16 protein-coding genes are annotated in these 16,154 nt (G+C 70.1%); 6 read left to right on the top strand and 10 right to left on the bottom strand.

The window, feature by feature from the left end; genetic code table 11:
• The first annotated feature begins 22 nt into the window (after positions 1 to 22).
• Entirely contained in the window at positions 23 to 1,018 is a 996-nt protein-coding gene (locus tag AB0C16_RS14510; protein WP_357682606.1) for a LacI family DNA-binding transcriptional regulator, read from the top strand.
• 13 nt (positions 1,019 to 1,031) lie between these two features.
• Here the strand turns inward: AB0C16_RS14510 and AB0C16_RS14505 are convergent, their stop codons facing one another.
• Positions 1,032 to 2,585 carry an AMP-binding protein gene (locus AB0C16_RS14505; protein WP_357682604.1) on the bottom strand — a complete coding sequence of 518 codons (1,554 nt, stop codon included), beginning with the start codon at positions 2,583 to 2,585 and terminating at the stop codon, positions 1,032 to 1,034.
• A 61-nt stretch (positions 2,586 to 2,646) separates the two neighbouring features.
• Positions 2,647 to 3,012: a DUF1622 domain-containing protein gene (locus tag AB0C16_RS14500; RefSeq protein ID WP_357682602.1), complete on the bottom strand. Its 366-nt coding sequence runs from the start codon at positions 3,010 to 3,012 to the stop codon at positions 2,647 to 2,649.
• Between the two features lie 186 nt (positions 3,013 to 3,198).
• Between AB0C16_RS14500 and AB0C16_RS14495 the strand changes: the two genes are divergently transcribed.
• Positions 3,199 to 4,464, top strand: coding sequence for a hypothetical protein (locus tag AB0C16_RS14495; RefSeq protein WP_357682600.1), 1,266 nt, complete (start codon positions 3,199 to 3,201; stop codon positions 4,462 to 4,464).
• A gap of 135 nt (positions 4,465 to 4,599) precedes the next feature.
• Positions 4,600 to 6,837 carry a transglycosylase domain-containing protein gene (locus AB0C16_RS14490; RefSeq protein WP_357682598.1) on the top strand — a complete coding sequence of 746 codons (2,238 nt, stop codon included), beginning with the start codon at positions 4,600 to 4,602 and terminating at the stop codon, positions 6,835 to 6,837.
• A 57-nt stretch (positions 6,838 to 6,894) separates the two neighbouring features.
• On the opposite strand, the gene AB0C16_RS14485 is transcribed toward AB0C16_RS14490, so the two are convergent.
• The 5 genes from AB0C16_RS14485 to AB0C16_RS14465 all read right to left on the bottom strand — a co-directional run bounded on the left by AB0C16_RS14485 (position 6,895) and on the right by AB0C16_RS14465 (position 12,665).
• A complete protein-coding gene (locus AB0C16_RS14485; RefSeq protein WP_357683050.1) occupies positions 6,895 to 8,409 on the bottom strand; it encodes a glycoside hydrolase family 13 protein in 1,515 nt (504 codons plus the stop codon).
• A gap of 2 nt (positions 8,410 to 8,411) precedes the next feature.
• Positions 8,412 to 9,341 carry a carbohydrate ABC transporter permease gene (locus AB0C16_RS14480; protein WP_357682596.1) on the bottom strand — a complete coding sequence of 310 codons (930 nt, stop codon included), beginning with the start codon at positions 9,339 to 9,341 and terminating at the stop codon, positions 8,412 to 8,414.
• On the bottom strand, positions 9,338 to 10,204 hold the full coding sequence (locus tag AB0C16_RS14475; protein ID WP_357682594.1) for a sugar ABC transporter permease: 867 nt from the start codon (positions 10,202 to 10,204) through the stop codon (positions 9,338 to 9,340). The genes AB0C16_RS14480 and AB0C16_RS14475 overlap by 4 nt, the downstream gene beginning before the upstream one ends.
• A gap of 5 nt (positions 10,205 to 10,209) precedes the next feature.
• On the bottom strand, positions 10,210 to 11,559 hold the full coding sequence (locus AB0C16_RS14470) for an extracellular solute-binding protein (protein WP_357682592.1): 1,350 nt from the start codon (positions 11,557 to 11,559) through the stop codon (positions 10,210 to 10,212).
• A gap of 116 nt (positions 11,560 to 11,675) precedes the next feature.
• Positions 11,676 to 12,665, bottom strand: coding sequence for a LacI family DNA-binding transcriptional regulator (locus tag AB0C16_RS14465; protein ID WP_357682590.1), 990 nt, complete (start codon positions 12,663 to 12,665; stop codon positions 11,676 to 11,678).
• Positions 12,666 to 12,914: 249 nt separating this feature from the next.
• Between AB0C16_RS14465 and AB0C16_RS14460 the strand changes: the two genes are divergently transcribed.
• The 3 genes from AB0C16_RS14460 to AB0C16_RS14450 all read left to right on the top strand — a co-directional run bounded on the left by AB0C16_RS14460 (position 12,915) and on the right by AB0C16_RS14450 (position 14,733).
• A complete protein-coding gene (locus tag AB0C16_RS14460; RefSeq protein ID WP_357682588.1) occupies positions 12,915 to 13,649 on the top strand; it encodes a hypothetical protein in 735 nt (244 codons plus the stop codon).
• 95 nt (positions 13,650 to 13,744) lie between these two features.
• Positions 13,745 to 14,449: a maleylpyruvate isomerase family mycothiol-dependent enzyme gene (locus tag AB0C16_RS14455; protein ID WP_357682586.1), complete on the top strand. Its 705-nt coding sequence runs from the start codon at positions 13,745 to 13,747 to the stop codon at positions 14,447 to 14,449.
• A 44-nt stretch (positions 14,450 to 14,493) separates the two neighbouring features.
• Positions 14,494 to 14,733, top strand: a complete 240-nt coding sequence (locus tag AB0C16_RS14450) for a DUF6343 family protein (protein ID WP_357682584.1) — start codon at positions 14,494 to 14,496, stop codon at positions 14,731 to 14,733.
• A gap of 88 nt (positions 14,734 to 14,821) precedes the next feature.
• On the opposite strand, the gene AB0C16_RS14445 is transcribed toward AB0C16_RS14450, so the two are convergent.
• From AB0C16_RS14445 to AB0C16_RS14435, 3 genes are all read right to left on the bottom strand, one after another.
• Positions 14,822 to 15,046: a DUF3040 domain-containing protein gene (locus AB0C16_RS14445; RefSeq protein ID WP_357682582.1), complete on the bottom strand. Its 225-nt coding sequence runs from the start codon at positions 15,044 to 15,046 to the stop codon at positions 14,822 to 14,824.
• Between the two features lie 191 nt (positions 15,047 to 15,237).
• The gene (locus tag AB0C16_RS14440) at positions 15,238 to 15,483 is read right to left on the bottom strand and encodes a type B 50S ribosomal protein L31 (RefSeq protein WP_357682580.1); all 246 of its coding nucleotides are present in this window, start codon (positions 15,481 to 15,483) and stop codon (positions 15,238 to 15,240) included.
• 28 nt (positions 15,484 to 15,511) lie between these two features.
• On the bottom strand, positions 15,512 to 16,129 hold the full coding sequence (locus AB0C16_RS14435; RefSeq protein ID WP_357682578.1) for an SDR family oxidoreductase: 618 nt from the start codon (positions 16,127 to 16,129) through the stop codon (positions 15,512 to 15,514).
• Positions 16,130 to 16,154: the final 25 nt, after the last annotated feature.

Raw genomic sequence — 16,154 nt, 5'->3', positions numbered from 1 at the left:
CATTCGTGCTCAAGGAGATGAGATGAGACGCCCGACCCTGGAGGCGGTAGCCGCCCGGGCGGGCGTCTCCCGCGCCACCGCGTCCCGGGTCGTCAACGGTCAGACGACGGTGGCCCCGCACATTCGCGACGCCGTGGAGCGCGCGATCGACGAGCTGGGCTACGTGCCCAACTCGGCCGCGCGCAGCCTGGTCACCCAGCGCACCGACTCGATCGCCCTGGTCGTCTCCGAGCCGCCGACCCGGGTGTTCTCCGAGGATCCGCTGTTCTCCACGGTGATCCGCTCGGCCAGCGTGGAGCTGGAGGCGGTCAACAAGCAGGTCGTGCTGATGCTGGCGTCGTCGGCCGAGAGCCACGCGCGGGTGGAGCGTTACATCGCGGGCGGTCACGTCGACGGCGTCATGCTCATCTCGATGCACGGCGCCGACCCGCTGCCGGCCGCGCTGTCCCGCCTGCGCGTGCCCGTCGTCTCCTACGGCAGGCCGGCCGTGCCCGTCGACATCCCGTTCGTCGACAACGACAACGTGGGCGGCGCCGAGGCGGCGGTGCGCCATCTGCTGGCCTCGGGCCGCCGCAGGATCGCCACGATCGCCGGGCCGCTCGACATGATCGCCGGCCAGGACCGGCTGACGGGCTACCGCAACGTGCTGCGCGACTCCGACCGCCGCTCGATCGTCGCGGTCGGCGACTTCACCCGTGAGTCGGGCTCCATCGCCATGCGCCAGCTCCTGCGCGACGACCCCGCTCTGGACGCCGTCTTCGTGGCCAACGACCTGATGGCCGTCGGCGCCCTGCAGTCGCTCCGGCAGGCGGGGCGGCGGGTGCCCGAGGACGTGGCGGTGGTGGGCTTCGACGACATCGACGCGGCGAAATACACCGAGCCGCCGCTGACCACGATGCGTCATCCGGTCATGGAGCAGACGGCCGCCCTGGTGCGTCTCCTGCTCGGCCTGTTCTCCGGCGGGCCGTCCGACCCGGTCATCCTCCCCACCGAGCTGATCGTGCGGGAGTCGGCCTGACACACGGGGCAGCTCAGTCGGTGGCGACGCGGTCGCGGAGGACGTTCTTCTGGATCTTGCCGGTGGAGGTCTTGGGGAGGTCGGAGAAGACGACCCGCTTGGGGGCCTTGAAGGTGGCGAGCTCGGAGCGTACGTGGTCGATCAGGTCCTGGGCGGTGGCGGCGGCTCCGGGGCGCAGGGTGACGAAGGCGACCGGCACCTCGCCCCAGTGGGCGTCGGGCCCGGCCACCACGGCGCTCTCCAGGACGGCGGGATGGCGGGCCAGGGCCTGCTCGACCTCGACGGAGCTGATGTTCTCGCCGCCCGAGATGATGATGTCCTTGCGGCGGTCGCGGATCTCGACGTAGCCGTCGGGGTGCGTGACGGCCAGGTCGCCGGTACGGAGCCAGCCGTCCGTCGTCACCGCCTCGGTCGCCGCCTCGTCGCGGTAGTAGCCGAGCATGACGTCGTTGCCGCGGGCGGCGATCTCGCCGAGCGTGGCCCCGTCGGCGGGCACGTCGGCGCCGTGGTCGTCGATGACGCGCAGTGGGCCGGCGATGACGTTGGCCACGCCCTGCCGCGCGCGGAGGGCGGCCCGCTCGTCCGGGGGGCGCTCGTCCCAGGACGCCTGCCATTCGTTGACGGCGATCGGGCCGAAGGTCTCGGTGAGCCCGTACAGGTGGGTCACGTCCATGCGCAGCTCGTGCAGCCGGGCGAGCAGGGTCGGCGTGGGCGGGGCGCCGCCGGTGGTGATCCGGACGGGCGAGTCGAGCCGCCTCTCGCCGGCGCCCGGATGGTCGGCGATCATGGACAGCACGGTCGGGGCGCCGCTGAGGTGGGTGATGCCCTGCTCGTGCAGGAGCCGCCAGATCCGCTCGGGTTCGACCGCCCGCAGGCACACGTGGGTGCCGCCCGCGGCCGTCACGGCCCAGGTGAAGCACCAGCCGTTGCAGTGGAACATCGGCAGCGTCCACAGGTAGCGCGTGGCCGAGTCGAGCCGGGCGTGGAAGGCCATGGCCAGCGCCTGGAGGAACGCGCCGCGGTGGTGGTACATGACTCCCTTGGGCGGGCCGGTGGTGCCGCTCGTGTAGTTGATCGCCAGCAGGCCGCGCTCGTCGATCCGTTCGGCGGGTGCCGGCTTCGCGGCGGCCAGCAGCGTCTCGTACTCGTCGTCACCGTCCTGCCCGGCGAGCACGAGGCGCACGCCGGTGGCCCGTGCGACCTCGTGCGCCTTGCCGGCGTACTCCATGGTGGCGATGAGGACGCCGGCCCCGGCGTGCCGGATGATGTAGGCCAGTTCCTGGGCGGACAGCCGGAAGTTGAGCGCCACGAGCACCGCCCCGCCCATCGGCGCGCCGTGGTGGAGTTCGAGCTGTACGTGGCTGTTGGCGCACAGGGCGGCGACCCGGTCGCCCGGCGCGACGCCGAGGCCCGCGAGCAGGCCGGTGACCGCGCTCGACCGCCGGCCGAACTCCGCGTAGGTCAGTTCGCGCTCGCCGTCGACCACCGCGATCCGGTCGCGGAACACGGCCGACGACCTGGCGAGGAACGAGGCAGGTGTCAGCGGGTCGAAGGTGAAATCAGCCATGGGGGCACCTCCACGGGGTGGGCGGGCACCCCATCATGGTGATCGATCCGCCCGTCCTTTCCTAGCCGCCGGAGGGCGGCGGCCCGGTGACCGGTGGTGGCCGCCAGGGCAGGCGGCCGTCCAGCTCCACCTGGAGCGAGAAGCTGAGGAACGTCCGCACCGCCACGATGACGGCCAGGACGCCCACGCTCTGGAAGGTGGGCGACACCGCCACGGTCCTGATGATGTCGGCCGCGACCAGGAGCTCGAGTCCGAGGAGGATGGCCCGGCCCACGCCCTGGCGGAACGCGGGGTAGAGGCCGGCCGCCTGCCGGGTCCGCACGTACCGGAGGCCGAACGTGACGGCGGCGACGAGGACGCCGACTGCGATCACGAGCACGCCGGCGAAGTCCAGCGCTTCGCCGATCAGTTCGATGATCTCCTTCACGTGTACGCCCTCCCCCGGCTCTCCGCCTCCTCTTCATGCCCAGACGTCGCATTCACACCCTTCAGCGCAACGGACACCGTCGTCACCCTGATTTACCGGCATTTTCTGGCGAACTCCACCCAACCGTGACCCAGGGCTGAAAGTCTGTGCGTCCTGTCAAGTTGGTCCCCCGTAGGGAGATGGACAGTGCCGACGTCCCGGGTCACCGTCGGGTGGGTATCCGTCTTAGCGGGCATGCTGGCCGTGCTCGCCGGCTCGTTCCTGGTCCTGGCGGTGCCCGCGCGGGCGGCGGACAAGACCCTCAGCCTGAGCTTCACCTGCGCAGGTGGCCCGTTCAGCACCACCTCGATGACCGTGCCGCTCACCGTGCCGGACACGGCGAGCGGCACGTTCGACGTCGAGTGGAGCCTGCCGGCGCTGACGTTGCGGACCGCGCCGACCACTGCCACGCAGGTCCAGGCGACCGGCAAACTGGTCGTGACCGGCGGGACGCACACGGACCTCAGCAAGACGGGCGCGAGCGTCACGCCCGGGTCCACGTCCGTGCTCGCGGCCAAGGTGACCAGCAAGGTGACGGTCACCGCCACCACGGGCGGCCAGGTGACGATCAAGCCGTCCACCGAGCAGGGCAGCCTGAAGCTGGGCCTGGCCGGCGCGCCCGCCGAGGTGACCTCGTGCACCACGACCGGCACGGAGAGCGTCGTGGTCACGGTCGGTACGGGCGGTGACGGCGGCGGCACGGGCACCGGGACCCAGGTCGTCGAGTACACCTGCACCAGCGATTCCGGGACGGTCCAGGACGTCAAGATCAAGGTCACGCTCACGCTGCCGGCCACCAATCCCGAGACCGGTGTCCAGTTCTCCATCGGCTGGACCGGCGTGTACGAGGCCGGCGCCGAGCTCAAGGCCCCGGCCGGTGGACTCCCGGCGGGCGTCAAGCTCTACACCTACGCCTCGATCTCCGGCATGTCCGGCGCCCTGACCTCGGCGACCGGCGTGGGCACGCTGGGCACGATCACCGCCGGGCAGACGATCCCCCTGCCGGCCACCGCCGTCAGCATGAAGACGACCTCGCAGAGAGCCGGGACCGCGCAGGTGAAGCCGGCGGCCGTCAACATCGGCCAACTGCCCACCTCGCCCCTCATCGAGTGCGAGGTGAAGAACCCGGACACGCTCGACACCTACCCGCTGACCATCGGCGCGGGCAGCTCCTCGACCCCCTCCGAGACCCCCTCCGAGACGCCCTCCTCCACTCCCTCCTCCACGGCCACGTCGGAGTCGCCCGAGCCGACCAGGCGGAACTCCTCGACGCCCAAGGACGGGGTCGACACCGGCGCCGGCGGTGAGGCGGGGCCGGACGGGCGGGCGTTCGTGCTCACCGGATCGGCACTGATCATGGCCGCCGGGGTCGGCGGACTGCTCCTGCGGCGGCGTACGGTCACCAGGTCCTGACCGGGGACCCGGGCTGACCTGGGATCATGCGGCACCCGATATCGCTCGGTCCCCGATAGCGATATTGGACATCGGCCCATGTCATCTGCTTGGCTCCCGCTCATGCGAGATCGGGGTGAGGACAGGTCAGGCGCCGTGTCCAAGATCGTGCGTCTGGCCGGCGTGGGAGCGGCGGCGGGGGTGCTGGCGGCGGGGATCGCGCTGCCGGCCGTCGGAGGTGTGGGCATCGGGCTCAAGTCGGCGACCGACGCGGTCGACCTCGCGCCGGCGGAGCTCGTCGAGCCACCGCCGGCGGAGGTCACGATCGTGCAGGACGCCAAGGGCAACGAGATCGCGCGGTTCTACGAGGAGTACCGCAAGGTCGTCGCGCTCGACGAGATGGCCGAGGTGATGAAGACGGCGATCATCTCGATCGAGGACTACCGGTTCTACGAGCACGGCGCGATCGACCTCGAGGGCACGATCCGCGCGTTCGCCAAGAACCTCCAGGCGGGCGGGGTGAGCCAGGGCGGGTCGAGCATCACCCAGCAGTACGTCAAGCAGGTGCTGCTCAACTCCGCGGGCAGCGAGCAGGAGCGGAACAAGGCGCTGGAGGCGAGCTACGCGCGCAAGCTCAAGGAGCTGCGTCATGCGATGGCCGTCGAGGAGAAGTACTCCAAGGACGAGATCCTGGGGAAATATCTGAACATCGCCTACTTCGGCGCCGGCGCCTACGGCGTGGAGGCGGCGGCCAAGCGGTTCTTCGGCGTGACGGCGGCCGAGCTCACCCTGCCGCAGGCGGCGACGCTGGCGGGCGCCGTGCAGGATCCCAACGCCACCGACCCCAACCTGGGCACGAAGCAGCGCGAGCGGTTGCGGAACCGGCGCGACGTCGTGCTGGGCCGGATGGCGGAGCTGGGCAAGATCACCCCGGAGGAGGCGGCGGCGGCGAAGGCCACCAAGCTCGGATACAAGGGCACAAAGCTCCCTGGCGGCTGCGAATCCAGCAAATATTCGTACTTCTGCATCTATGTTCGCAACGAGATCCTGAACAACCCCGACTTCGGCAAGACCGCCAAGGCCCGGCTCGACCTGCTCAACCGCGGCGGCCTGACGATCAGGACCACGCTCGACCCGGCCATGCAGGCGGCGGCGGACAAGGCGATCAGGAAGTGGGTCCATCCCGGCGACGCCCCGGTCGCCTCCGAGGCCCTGGTCCAGCCGGGCACCGGAGCCATCAGAGCGATGGCGGCCAGCAGGAAGTACGGCCGCGACCCGGCCAAGAACGAGATCTCCTACAACCTCGTCGCCGACGCTGCGCACGGCGGTGGCGTCGGTTTCCAGGCCGGATCCACCTTCAAGACGTTCACCCTGCTCAGCGCGCTGGACAAGGGCATGAAGCTCGACGACGGGTTCAACGTCGGCGCCGGCTACCGCGCGTCGGGCTACTCGGCGTTCAAGAACTGCGCCGGCGAGAACATCGGCGACCCCAACCACATCGTCACCAACGACGAGGGCACACCCGGCTGGAGAACCCTGCGGACCGGCACCTGGAGCTCGGTCAACACGTTCTTCATGACGCTGGAGCAGCAGGTCGGGCTCTGTGACACGGTCACGATCGCCAAGTCGCTGGGCATCCACCGCGCCGACGGCACGAAGCTCCAGGAGTACGAGACGTTCACGCTCGGCATCAACGAGATGGACCCGGTGACCGTGGCCAACGCCTACGCCGCGATCGCCGCCCGCGGCACGTACTGCGAGCCGATGGCGATCACCCGGATCACCGACCGTGACGGCAGGACGACCACGGTCAAGCCCCGGTGCCGCCAGGCGCTCGACCCCGCGGTCGCCGACGCGGCGGCCGACGTGCTGTCCGGCGTGTTCACCTCGGGCACGATGAGCTCGGTCGGTGGCATCGGCCGCGACGCGGCGGGCAAGACCGGCACCACCGACAGGTACACCTCCGCCTGGTTCGCCGGGTTCACGCCCGACCTGGCCGCCGCGGTGAGCATCGGCGACCCGCGCGGCTCGCAGGATCACAAACTGGTCGGCGTCACGATCGGCGGCCGCTACTACGGCTCGGTGGTCGGCGCCAGCATCCCGGGGCCGATCTGGAAGGACACGATGCTGGCGGCGCTGAAGAACGTCGAGCCGTCGTCCTTCACCCCGATCGACTCGGCGCGGTTCGGCGGCTGTAGCCAGAGCTGCCGACCGGCGTCGCCCACCCGGGACGCCGACGCGACCGAGACCGACGCCACCCCGGCCGACGCCACCCCGGCCGACGCGGCCGAGGCCGACGCGACCCCGGCCGGCCGGCCGCCCAGCTCCGGCGACCCCGCCGACCTCGGCGACCCCGGTGCCGGGGGCGGCGGCTGGGGCGACGCCGGCCCCTGACGACGCGCGTCGGCCTGAGATCGGCGGTCTCAGGCCGGCGTGGTCAGGCCGGCGTGGTCAGGCCGGCGTGGTGAGCCAGGCGGTCGTGTCGGGCGGGAGGGTGGCGTCGTCCAGAGGGCCGCTGGCCAGCAGGACGGTGCCCGCCGGGAGCGGCACCGGGCCGGTGCCCAGGTTGGACACGCAGGTCAGGCCCGAGTCGCGGGTGAAGGCCAGGACATCCGGCCCGGACGGGAGCCAGCCGAGCGTGCCGTCGCCGAGGAGGTCGCGGCGCAGGCCGAGGGCGGTGCGGTAGAGGTTGAGCATCGAGCCGAGGTCGGCCCGCTGCGCCTCGGCGGTGAGCTTGCGCCAGCCCTCAGGCTGCGGCAGCCAGGGGCGGCCGTCGCCGAAGCCGAACGGCGGTTCGTCGCCCGACCAGGGCAGCGGCACCCGGCAGCCGTCCCTGCCCGGGTTGGCGCCGCCCGACCTGACGTACATGGGGTCCTGGCGCAGCTCGTCGGGCAGGGCCTCCACCTCGGGCAGGCCGAGCTCCTCGCCCTGGTAGACGTAGACGCAGCCGGGCAGCGCCATCGCGAGCAGCGCGGCGGCCCGGGCCCGGCGGTAGCCGAGCTCCGCGTCGGACGGGCTGCCGTGCAGGGCGCCGCCGTGGGCGAAGGCCGTGTCGGCTCTGCCGTACCTGGTCACCGGGCGGGTGACGTCGTGGTTGGAGAGCACCCACGTCGGCGGGGCGCCGATCGGGATGTGCGTGGCCAGCGTCAGGTCGATCACCCGGCGCAGCTCGGCGGGCTCCCAGGGGCAGGACAGGAAGTCGAAGTTGAACGCGGTGTGCAGCTCGTCGGGGCGCAGGTAGCGGGCGAAGCGTTCCTGGTCGGGCAGCCAGACCTCGCCGATCAGGACGCGCTCGCCGTACTCGTCGGCCACCTCGCGCCAGCGCCGGTAGACGTCGTGCACCTCGTCGAGGTCCTCGTAGCTGGTGTCGGACTTGAACAGCAGCGCCGCCGAGTCGATCCGGAAACCGTCGACGCCCCGGTCGAACCAGAACCGCAGGACGTCCTCGAACTCCCGGTGGACGTCCGGGTCGGCCCAGTTGAAGTCGGGCTGCTCGGGGGCGAACAGGTGGAGGTACCACTGCCCGTCGGCGACCTGGGTCCAGGCGGGGCCGCCGAAGATCGACTGCCAGTCGTTGGGCTCGTCGCGGAACCAGAAGCGCGCCCTGGCCCCGGGGTCGGCGAGCGCCTGCTGGAACCAGGCGCTCGCGGTGGAGCTGTGGTTGGGGACCACGTCGATGATGACCCTGATGTCGAGCTCGTGCGCCTCCGCGATGAACGTCTCGGCCTCGGCCAGGGTGCCGAACACCGGCTCGATGTCGCGGTAGTCGGCCACGTCGTAGCCGCCGTCGGCCATCGGCGACGGGTACCACGGGTTCAGCCAGATGGCGTCGATGCCGAGGTCCTTGAGGTACGGCAGGCGCGAGCGCAGCCCGGCCAGGTCGCCGACGCCGTCGCCGTTGCCGTCGGCGAAGCTGCGCAGGTAGACCTGGTAGATCGCGGCCCCCCGCCACCACGTTTGAGACATGCTCATCCCTTGATGCTTCCGGCGGTGAGACCCGCCATGATGTGCCGTTGGAAGAAGAAGAAAACGATGATCGTCGGAATGGCCGCCACCACCAGGCCGCCCATGATCGCGTTCTGCGTGACCATGCCGGCCGTCTGCGACAGGCCCACGCTGAGCGTCATCTTCTCGCTGTCGGTCATGACGAGCAGCGGCCAGACGAAATCCTTGAAGGTGGTGACGATCGTGAAGATGGAGACGACGCCGAGGATCGGCCTCGACACCGGCAGCACCACCGACCACAGCACCCGCACCGGGCCGGCGCCGTCGATCTGGGCCGCCTCGATCAGCTCTCTCGGTATGGAGTCGAAGAAGCGTTTGAGCAGGAAGATGTTGAACCCGTTCGCCGCCGCGGGAAGCCACAGGCCCCACGGGTTGTTCAGCAGGCCCAGGTCGACGACCGTGACGTACAACGGGATGAGCACCACCATCGGCGGGATCATCAGCGTCGCCAGCATGGCGCCCAGGATCACGTTGCCGAACATCGGCCGCAGCTTCGACAGCGCGTACGCCGCCGAGACGTCCACCACCATGCAGAACAGCCAGCCGCCCAGCGAGTAGTAGGCGGTGTTCCTCAGCAGCGTGCCGAGGTCGAACAGGTCCCACGCCTCGACGTAGGCGTCGAGGGTGGGATCGGCCGGGAAGAGGGTGGGCGGCATCTGGGCGATCTCCTCGCCCGTCTTCATGGCGCCGGTGACCATCCAGTAGAGCGGGAAGACGAAGACCAGGGTGGAGCCCGTGACGACGGCGACCAGCACGGCCCAGTAGACGCGCCTTCCCCACCTGCTGTTGAGCTGGAGCGGCGAGACGATCGTGCGGAACTGTGTCTCGATCGGCTTCGGCCCTCGCCGCCTCCGCCTCCGCCCGGCCGCGGCCCGGGCGCCAACGGAGATCATGCCTTGTCCTCCCGGGTGAACCGGAGCTGGAAGGCGGCGAAGACGAGCAGCACGACCATGAGCATCATGCCGAGCGCGCCGGCCACGCCGTAGTTCTGGTACGTGAACGCGAACTGGAACATCAGGTAGGCGACGGTGACGGTGGAGTTCTCCGGGCCGCCGAGGGTGAGCATGAACGGCTCGATGAACACCTGCATGGTGGCCACGATCTGCAGCATCAGCATGAGCAGCAGGATCAGCCGCGTCTGCGGGATCGTGACGTGCCTGATCCGCTTGAGGACGCCGGCCCCGTCGAGCTCGGCCGCCTCGTAGAGCTCCGGCGGGATGTTCTGCAGTGCCGCCAGGTAGATGAGCGTCGCGCTGCCCATGTTCATCCAGGTGGAGACGATGACCAGGGAGATCAGCGCGGTGCTGCCGGAGTCGAGCCAGGCGAGCCCCGGCAGGTGGAAGAGGTCCAGGATCTGGTTGAACAGCCCGGGCCCCGGGTCGTAGAACCACCTGAACAGCAGCACCGCGACGATCGGCGGCAACATGACCGGCAGGTAGACGACGAACCTCAGGTAGGCCCGGGCATGGCGCAGCTCGTTGAGCACCAGCGCCACGACGAACGGCACGACGTAGCCGCAGATGAGCGCGAGCACCGTGAACTCCACGGTGTTCAGCCACGCGGTGCCGAACGCCGGGTCCTGGACGACGGCCTTGAAGTTGTCCAGCCCGACCCAGGTGGGCGGGTCGATCAGGTTGGTCCGCTGGAAGCTCAGGATGAACTCCCTGACCATCGGATACCAGGCGAACACCGCGAAGCAGCACAGGGCCGCGCACAGGAACCCATAGGCCGTCAGGTTGCGCCTCAAGACACCCATGCGGGTCAGCCCTTGGCTGCCAGCAGTGCGTTGGCCTTGGTCTCGGCGTCGGCGAGCAGCTTGTCGAGGTCGGCGTCCCGGCGGCTCAGCACGCCGGACATGGCCACGTCGAGGATGGCGTACAGCTCCTGCGCGTGGACCGGCTCGGCCTTCGGCGGGATCGTGGCCGCCGCCTGGACGTACGGCTCGTAGTTCTCGACCGGGAGCGAGGCGTTCTTCCTGCGGTCCTCCTGGATCGCCTTGCCGGTGGCCGAGTCGCCGTAGACGTCGTTGTCGGGCACGCCGACGGGGTTGCCGATGGCCTTGCCGCGGGCGAAGTCGAAGCGGCCCTTGCCCACGGTGTTGAACCGGAAGTCGAGCCACCGCAGGCCCGCCTTGGCCTCCTCGGGCGTGGCCTTGGGGTTGACCATGAACGCCTCGCCGCCGCTGAGCGCCGCCCTGGCCTCGGGGAAGCCGGTGATGCCGTAGTCGGCGACGTTGCCCTTGAACTTGTTGACCACGTCGGTGACCACGTCGGGCGCGCCGAGCATCATGCCGACCTTGCCGCTGCCCATCGCCATCATCAGCGACTCCCAGCCGACCAGCAGCTTGTTGCCCATGCTGTTGTCGACCCAGCGCATGTCGTGCAGGGTCTGCAGCACGGCCCTGCCCTCGGGCGAGTTGAACGCGGCCTTGGCGCCGTCGTCGGTGAGGATGGCGCCGCCGCGGCCGTAGATGGCCTGGGTGAAGTGCCAGCCGCCGGTGTTGCCGCCGGAGTACTCGCCGTAGCCGATGTGGCCGGAGCCGAGGGCGGCGATCTTCTTGGCGGCCTCGCGGATCTCGGCCCAGGTCCTGGGCGGCGTGTTGGGGTCGAGCCCGGCCTGGGTGAAGAGCTTGCGGTTGTAGACCAGGCCGACGCCGTAGTGGACGTTGGGCACCCCGAACACCTTGCCGTCCTTGGTGACCAGCTCACGCACGTCGGGCCGCAGGTCGTTCCAGTTCTTGATCTCGCCGGTGTACGCGGTGATGTCGAGGGCCTGTCCCTTGCCGATCACGTCGTCGTAGTTGGTCACGGGCACCACGAAGACGGTCTCCATCTGGCCGCCCGCGAGCTTGGGACCGAACGTCTTGGGGTCGAAGCACGGCTGCTGGTCGGTGCTCTTGACGGTCACGCCGGGGTGCGCCTTCATGAACGCGGCGACGTCGTCGTCCCACGCCTGACGTTCCTTGGGCGCGGACTTCGCGGGCTGGCAGGCCACCGTGATCGTCACGGCCGGGGCGCCGCCGGCCGTGGGTTTCGCGGGCTCGCTCGAACCGCAGGCGGTGGCGGAGAGGGCGAGGACGGCGACGAGTAAGAGCCCTGTGGATCTCTGCATGGGTCTGACCCTTCTGATGCGAGGTGCCCACACCATAGGATCGCCAACGGAACTACGCAATATTTCGACGGGCCATTGCAAGATAACGACTGCGTTACGGCTAGCGGGTTCCGCGCCTACGCCCGCACGCGCGCGGTCGACCCCCTGACGACCAGCTCCGGCTCGAAGAGCAGCTCGTCGGCCGGGACCACGGCCTTGTCGATCTGGGCGACCAGCAGGTCGACCACCGCCCGGCCCATCGCGTCGATCGGCTGGCGCACCGTGGTCAGCGGGGGCTCGGTGCAGTTCATCAGCGCCGAGTCGTCGAACCCGATGACCGACACGTCGGCGGGCACGCCCAGCCCGGCCCGGCGGGCGGCCCGGACCGTGCCGAGCGCGAGCAGGTCGCTGGCGCAGATCACCCCGGTCACCCCGCGGGCGACCAGCCTGGCCGCCGCCGCGTGCCCGCCCTCCAGCGAGAACATCGTGTGCTCGACCAACTCGGGGTCGCCGCCACGCGCCCGGAACGTCTCGAGCTTGCGCCGCGAGGGGATGTGGTCTCTCGGGCCGAGCACCATGCCGACGCGCTCGTGGCCGAGCGTCCGCAGGTGGGCCAGGGCCATCTCGGCGGCCACCACGTCGTCGCAGGACACCTGCGGGAAGTCGAGGTGCTCGACGGCCGCGTTGACCAGGACCGTGGGCAGCTTGCGCTCGTGCAGCAGGCCGTAGTGCCGATGTGAGGCGTCGGCCTGCGCGTACAGGCCGCCGGCGAAGACCACGCCGCTGACCTGCTGCTGGAGCAGCAGGTGGACGTAGTCGGCCTCGGAGACGCCGCCGACGGTCCGGGTGCAGAGCACGGAGGTGAACCCCTGCTGGGCCAGCGCGCCACCGACGACCTCGGCGAAGGCGGGGAAGATCGGGTTCTGCAGCTCGGGCAGCACCAGGCCGACGAGGCGGGCCCGGTCGCCGCGGAGCTGGGTGGGACGCTCGTAGCCGAGGACGTCGAGCGCGGTGAGCACCGCCTCCCGGGTCGCCTCGGAGACCCCCGGCTTGCCGTTGAGCACGCGGCTCACGGTCGCCTCGCTCACCCCGACCTTCTTGGCCACGTCTGCCAGTCGTCGTGTCATGCGCAAACTATACGACGGATCACGCAAATGCTTGCAAGCACTTACGCGGATCGGACATCACGGCTTGCACGCTGTGGCCGGGTCGCCTTCGGACGAAATTATTTTGCGCCGATGGCGCAGGTGAGACCCGTGATCAAACTTTTCTCGTAACTTTAGCGAACCTTTTCCCTATTTGGTGCCTCACAGTAGTAGAGGAACCGGCTATCCCGAGCCGGCTCCAGCGATACGGGGAGAGGAATCAGCACCCTCATGAGAAAAATCGCATTAGGAATCGTCTCCGCCCTGGTGGGCGGGACCATGCTCGTGTCCGGAGGTGCCGCTGCGTCCGCGCAGACGAAGGCGCCGACGGTCGAGATCCAGGACATCTCGCCCAACCCGGTGATCGTCAAGGCCGGCAGCGAGACGGACGTGTTCTTCAAGGTCGCGGCCAGCTCCGACGTCGACAAGGTCGAGCTCAGCGTCGAGCCCGACGGCCAGTTCCGCACGATGCGGGCGAAGGACGTCAAGACGCTCGAGAACTGGCGCTTCTCCATCCCGTTCACCGAGAACGACCCGGCCGGCAAGTGGAAGGCCACCGCGCAGGGCATCAAGGACGGCAAGGTCGTCGTCAGCGACACCGCGCGGTTCTGGGTCGAGATCAAGAAGGACAAGGCCGACACGCGGATCACGCGCTTCAGCGCCGACCCGTCCAAGGTCCGCAAGGGCAAGTCGATCTGGTTCTCCGGCCGCCTGCAGGTCGACGACCACGGCTGGGAGGGCCTGAGCGGCCAGACGGTCAAGGTCTACTACCGCGCCAACGGCTCCAGCGGCTGGAAGTGGGTCGCCTCCACCAAGACCAAGTGGAGCGGCAAGTTCGTGACCAAGACGCGTGCCTACAAGAGCGGCACCTTCAAGGCCGTCTACTCCGGTAACTGGAAGCTCGAGGGCTCCGAGAGCCGCACCGACTACGTGCGGGTCTACGGCAGCTGGTGGCACCACCGGTAACCACACCTGAGCGCGGCCCGGTCCCCTCTTCGGGGGCCGGGCCTCGCCTTTTCCCCGGTCCGTCTGAGTGGCCGTTTCGGGGGTAGCGTCGAATTATGGCTGGGGACCTGCTGAAAGAGTTCGATCCGTTCGACATCTTCGACGCCGAGGCGGCCAGGCTCGACCGGTTCTTCGTCGGCCTGGACGACGAGGGCTGGGAGCGGCCGTCCCGCTGCGAAGGGTGGTCGGTCCGCGACGTCCTCGGTCACCTGGCGGGCGAGGAGCTCTACAACCACGCCTGCCTCGACGGCAACGTCCAAAACCTGCTCGCCCGGCTGGCCCGGGAGGGGGTCAACGGCTTCCACGACTTCAACGAGTGGTGCGTGCGGCAACGCCGTGCCGTACCCGTGGAGGACGTGCTGGAGGAGTGGCGCGGCCAGAACGGCGAGACACGCCGCCGCATGCGCGATACCGGCCGTGACGGGCTGATCGACACGATGGCCGGGCCCTATCCCGCCGGGCTGCAGGCCTTCCACTACGACTCCGAGTACGCGACCCACGCCGACGACGTCGGGGCTCCGGTCTCCTGGGAGGAGGCCGACGACAGGTGGTTCTGGCGGGCGGAGGTCGGCCGGTTCGTGCTGGCCGAGCAGGGGGCCGACGTCCAGGTGGAGCCGACCGGCGAGCAGATGTGGGTCTACGCCGACGGAGAGAGCGCGACGCTGACCTTCCCGGAGTTCGTCGAGGCGACGGTCGGACGGCTGCCCGCCGGGCACGGGCTCGATCCGCGACTCGTCGCCAGGCTGAGGTGCCTGGCCTGAGGCAGACGACCAGGCCGAGGCGCCTGGCCTGAGGGGAGACGACCATGTGGCTACGCGACCGCGAGGGCACCGAGCCGCTGACCGCGCGCAGCCCGCTGGGCGCCCGCCGGATCCTGTCCCTGGTGGCGCTGGTGCTCGGGGTGCTCGCGACGGTCTTCTTCTTCTTGCGCGCGATGAGCACCGGCGAGAGCGTCTGGGCCTGGGAGGCCGTGATCGCGGCCGCCGTGGCCGTCATCGCCGCCGTCGACCTGGCGGTGATCCGGCGCCGCCGCACACGCGGCTGACGCGGCGTACACGCGACCGGCCCCACCGCACACACGGCTGACGCGGCTACACGTGACCGGCGCCCCGGCGGCGAGGCGGGCGTGGCGGTCACGCGACCAGTACCGCCACGACCAGCAGCACGGCGACGAGGGCGGTGACCAGCACGATCAGCCAGATGTGGCCGGTCACCCACCCGCGCATCCGCGTGCCGGGCCGGCCGTGCGCCCCCACACGGTTGATCTTCGCGACCCGTTTCGCCAGCTCGGGGTCGTCCGCGAGGAGGGCATGCTCGATCTCGGCGAGGATGCGGCGTTCCCGCTCAGAGAGGCTCATCGCGATCACCATTGCCCAGAGACCCGTTCAAACCTCATACCCATAAGTAACCGCTCAAAGCGGAAATATCGTGGCCAGCCTAGGCGCGATCCTCTCCTCCCGCCCCCAACGCGGAAGCCCCCGCCCGCGCCGGCGACGAGGATCCGCTGGGATCGCTCGAGGCGGGCGGGCGGGGGACGGGATATCGCGGGTCACCGCTGGTCGTAGCGCCGCCTGAAGCGCTCGACGCGGCCGGCGGTGTCGAGGACACGGCCTCTTCCGGTGTAGAAGGGGTGGCTCGCGGAGGAGACGTCGACGTCGACGACCGGGTAGCTGCGGCCGTCCTCCCACTCGACGGTCCTGCCACTGGTCAGGGTCGAACGGGTCAGGAAGGCGAACCCCACGCTCGGGTCGCGGAACACGACGGGGCGGTAGGCCGGATGCAGGTTCTTCTTCATGCCCCCCTCAACCATTCGACAATGGTTTTCATTCCTTCGCCTCCAGATCCAGGCCGAGGACCGACCGGCCGCCGTCCACGGGCAGGGTCGCGCCGTTGACGAAGGCGGCTCCGTCCGACAGGAGGTAGGCCACCGCCGCGGCGATCTCATCCGGCTTCGCGACCCTGCCGAGGGGGTGCAACCGCGCCATGTCGCGCGAGATCCCGGCCGCGGCCTCGGGCGTCGCGGCCGCCAGGAACTCCTCGTACCTCTCCGTGGCCACCGATCCCGGGGCGACGGCGTTGACCCTGACCCCCCGCCTGCCGTACTCGACCGCGAGCGCCCTGGTCAGCCCTTCGATGGCGGCCTTGGCCGTGGAGTAGGGCAGGCTTCCCGGCACCGCCCTGCGCGCCTGGTGCGAGGTGACGTTCACGATGGCGCCCGGCGTGCCGGCCAGCGTCCCCGCGTCCTGCGCGAGGTCGGCCGCCCGCTCGACGACGGCCTCGTCCGCGGCGTCCCCGACGAGCGTGACGACCTCGGGCCCGGCCCAGGCAGGCGCGCCTGAGTCACGTTCGACGGCGATCACGGTGCCCTGCGCGGACAGCCGCTCGACGACCGCCCGGCCGATGCCACGCCCTCCGCCGGTCACGACATAAGAAAGGCTCATGATCAATACGTTAATAACCTGAGGT

This window comes from Nonomuraea sp. NPDC048916 (assembly GCF_040649575.1).
In the GTDB taxonomy this organism is placed as follows: domain Bacteria; phylum Actinomycetota; class Actinomycetes; order Streptosporangiales; family Streptosporangiaceae; genus Nonomuraea.
The sequence above is the reverse complement of the archived record's forward strand: the minus strand, read 5'-3'. Positions and strand labels throughout refer to the sequence as shown.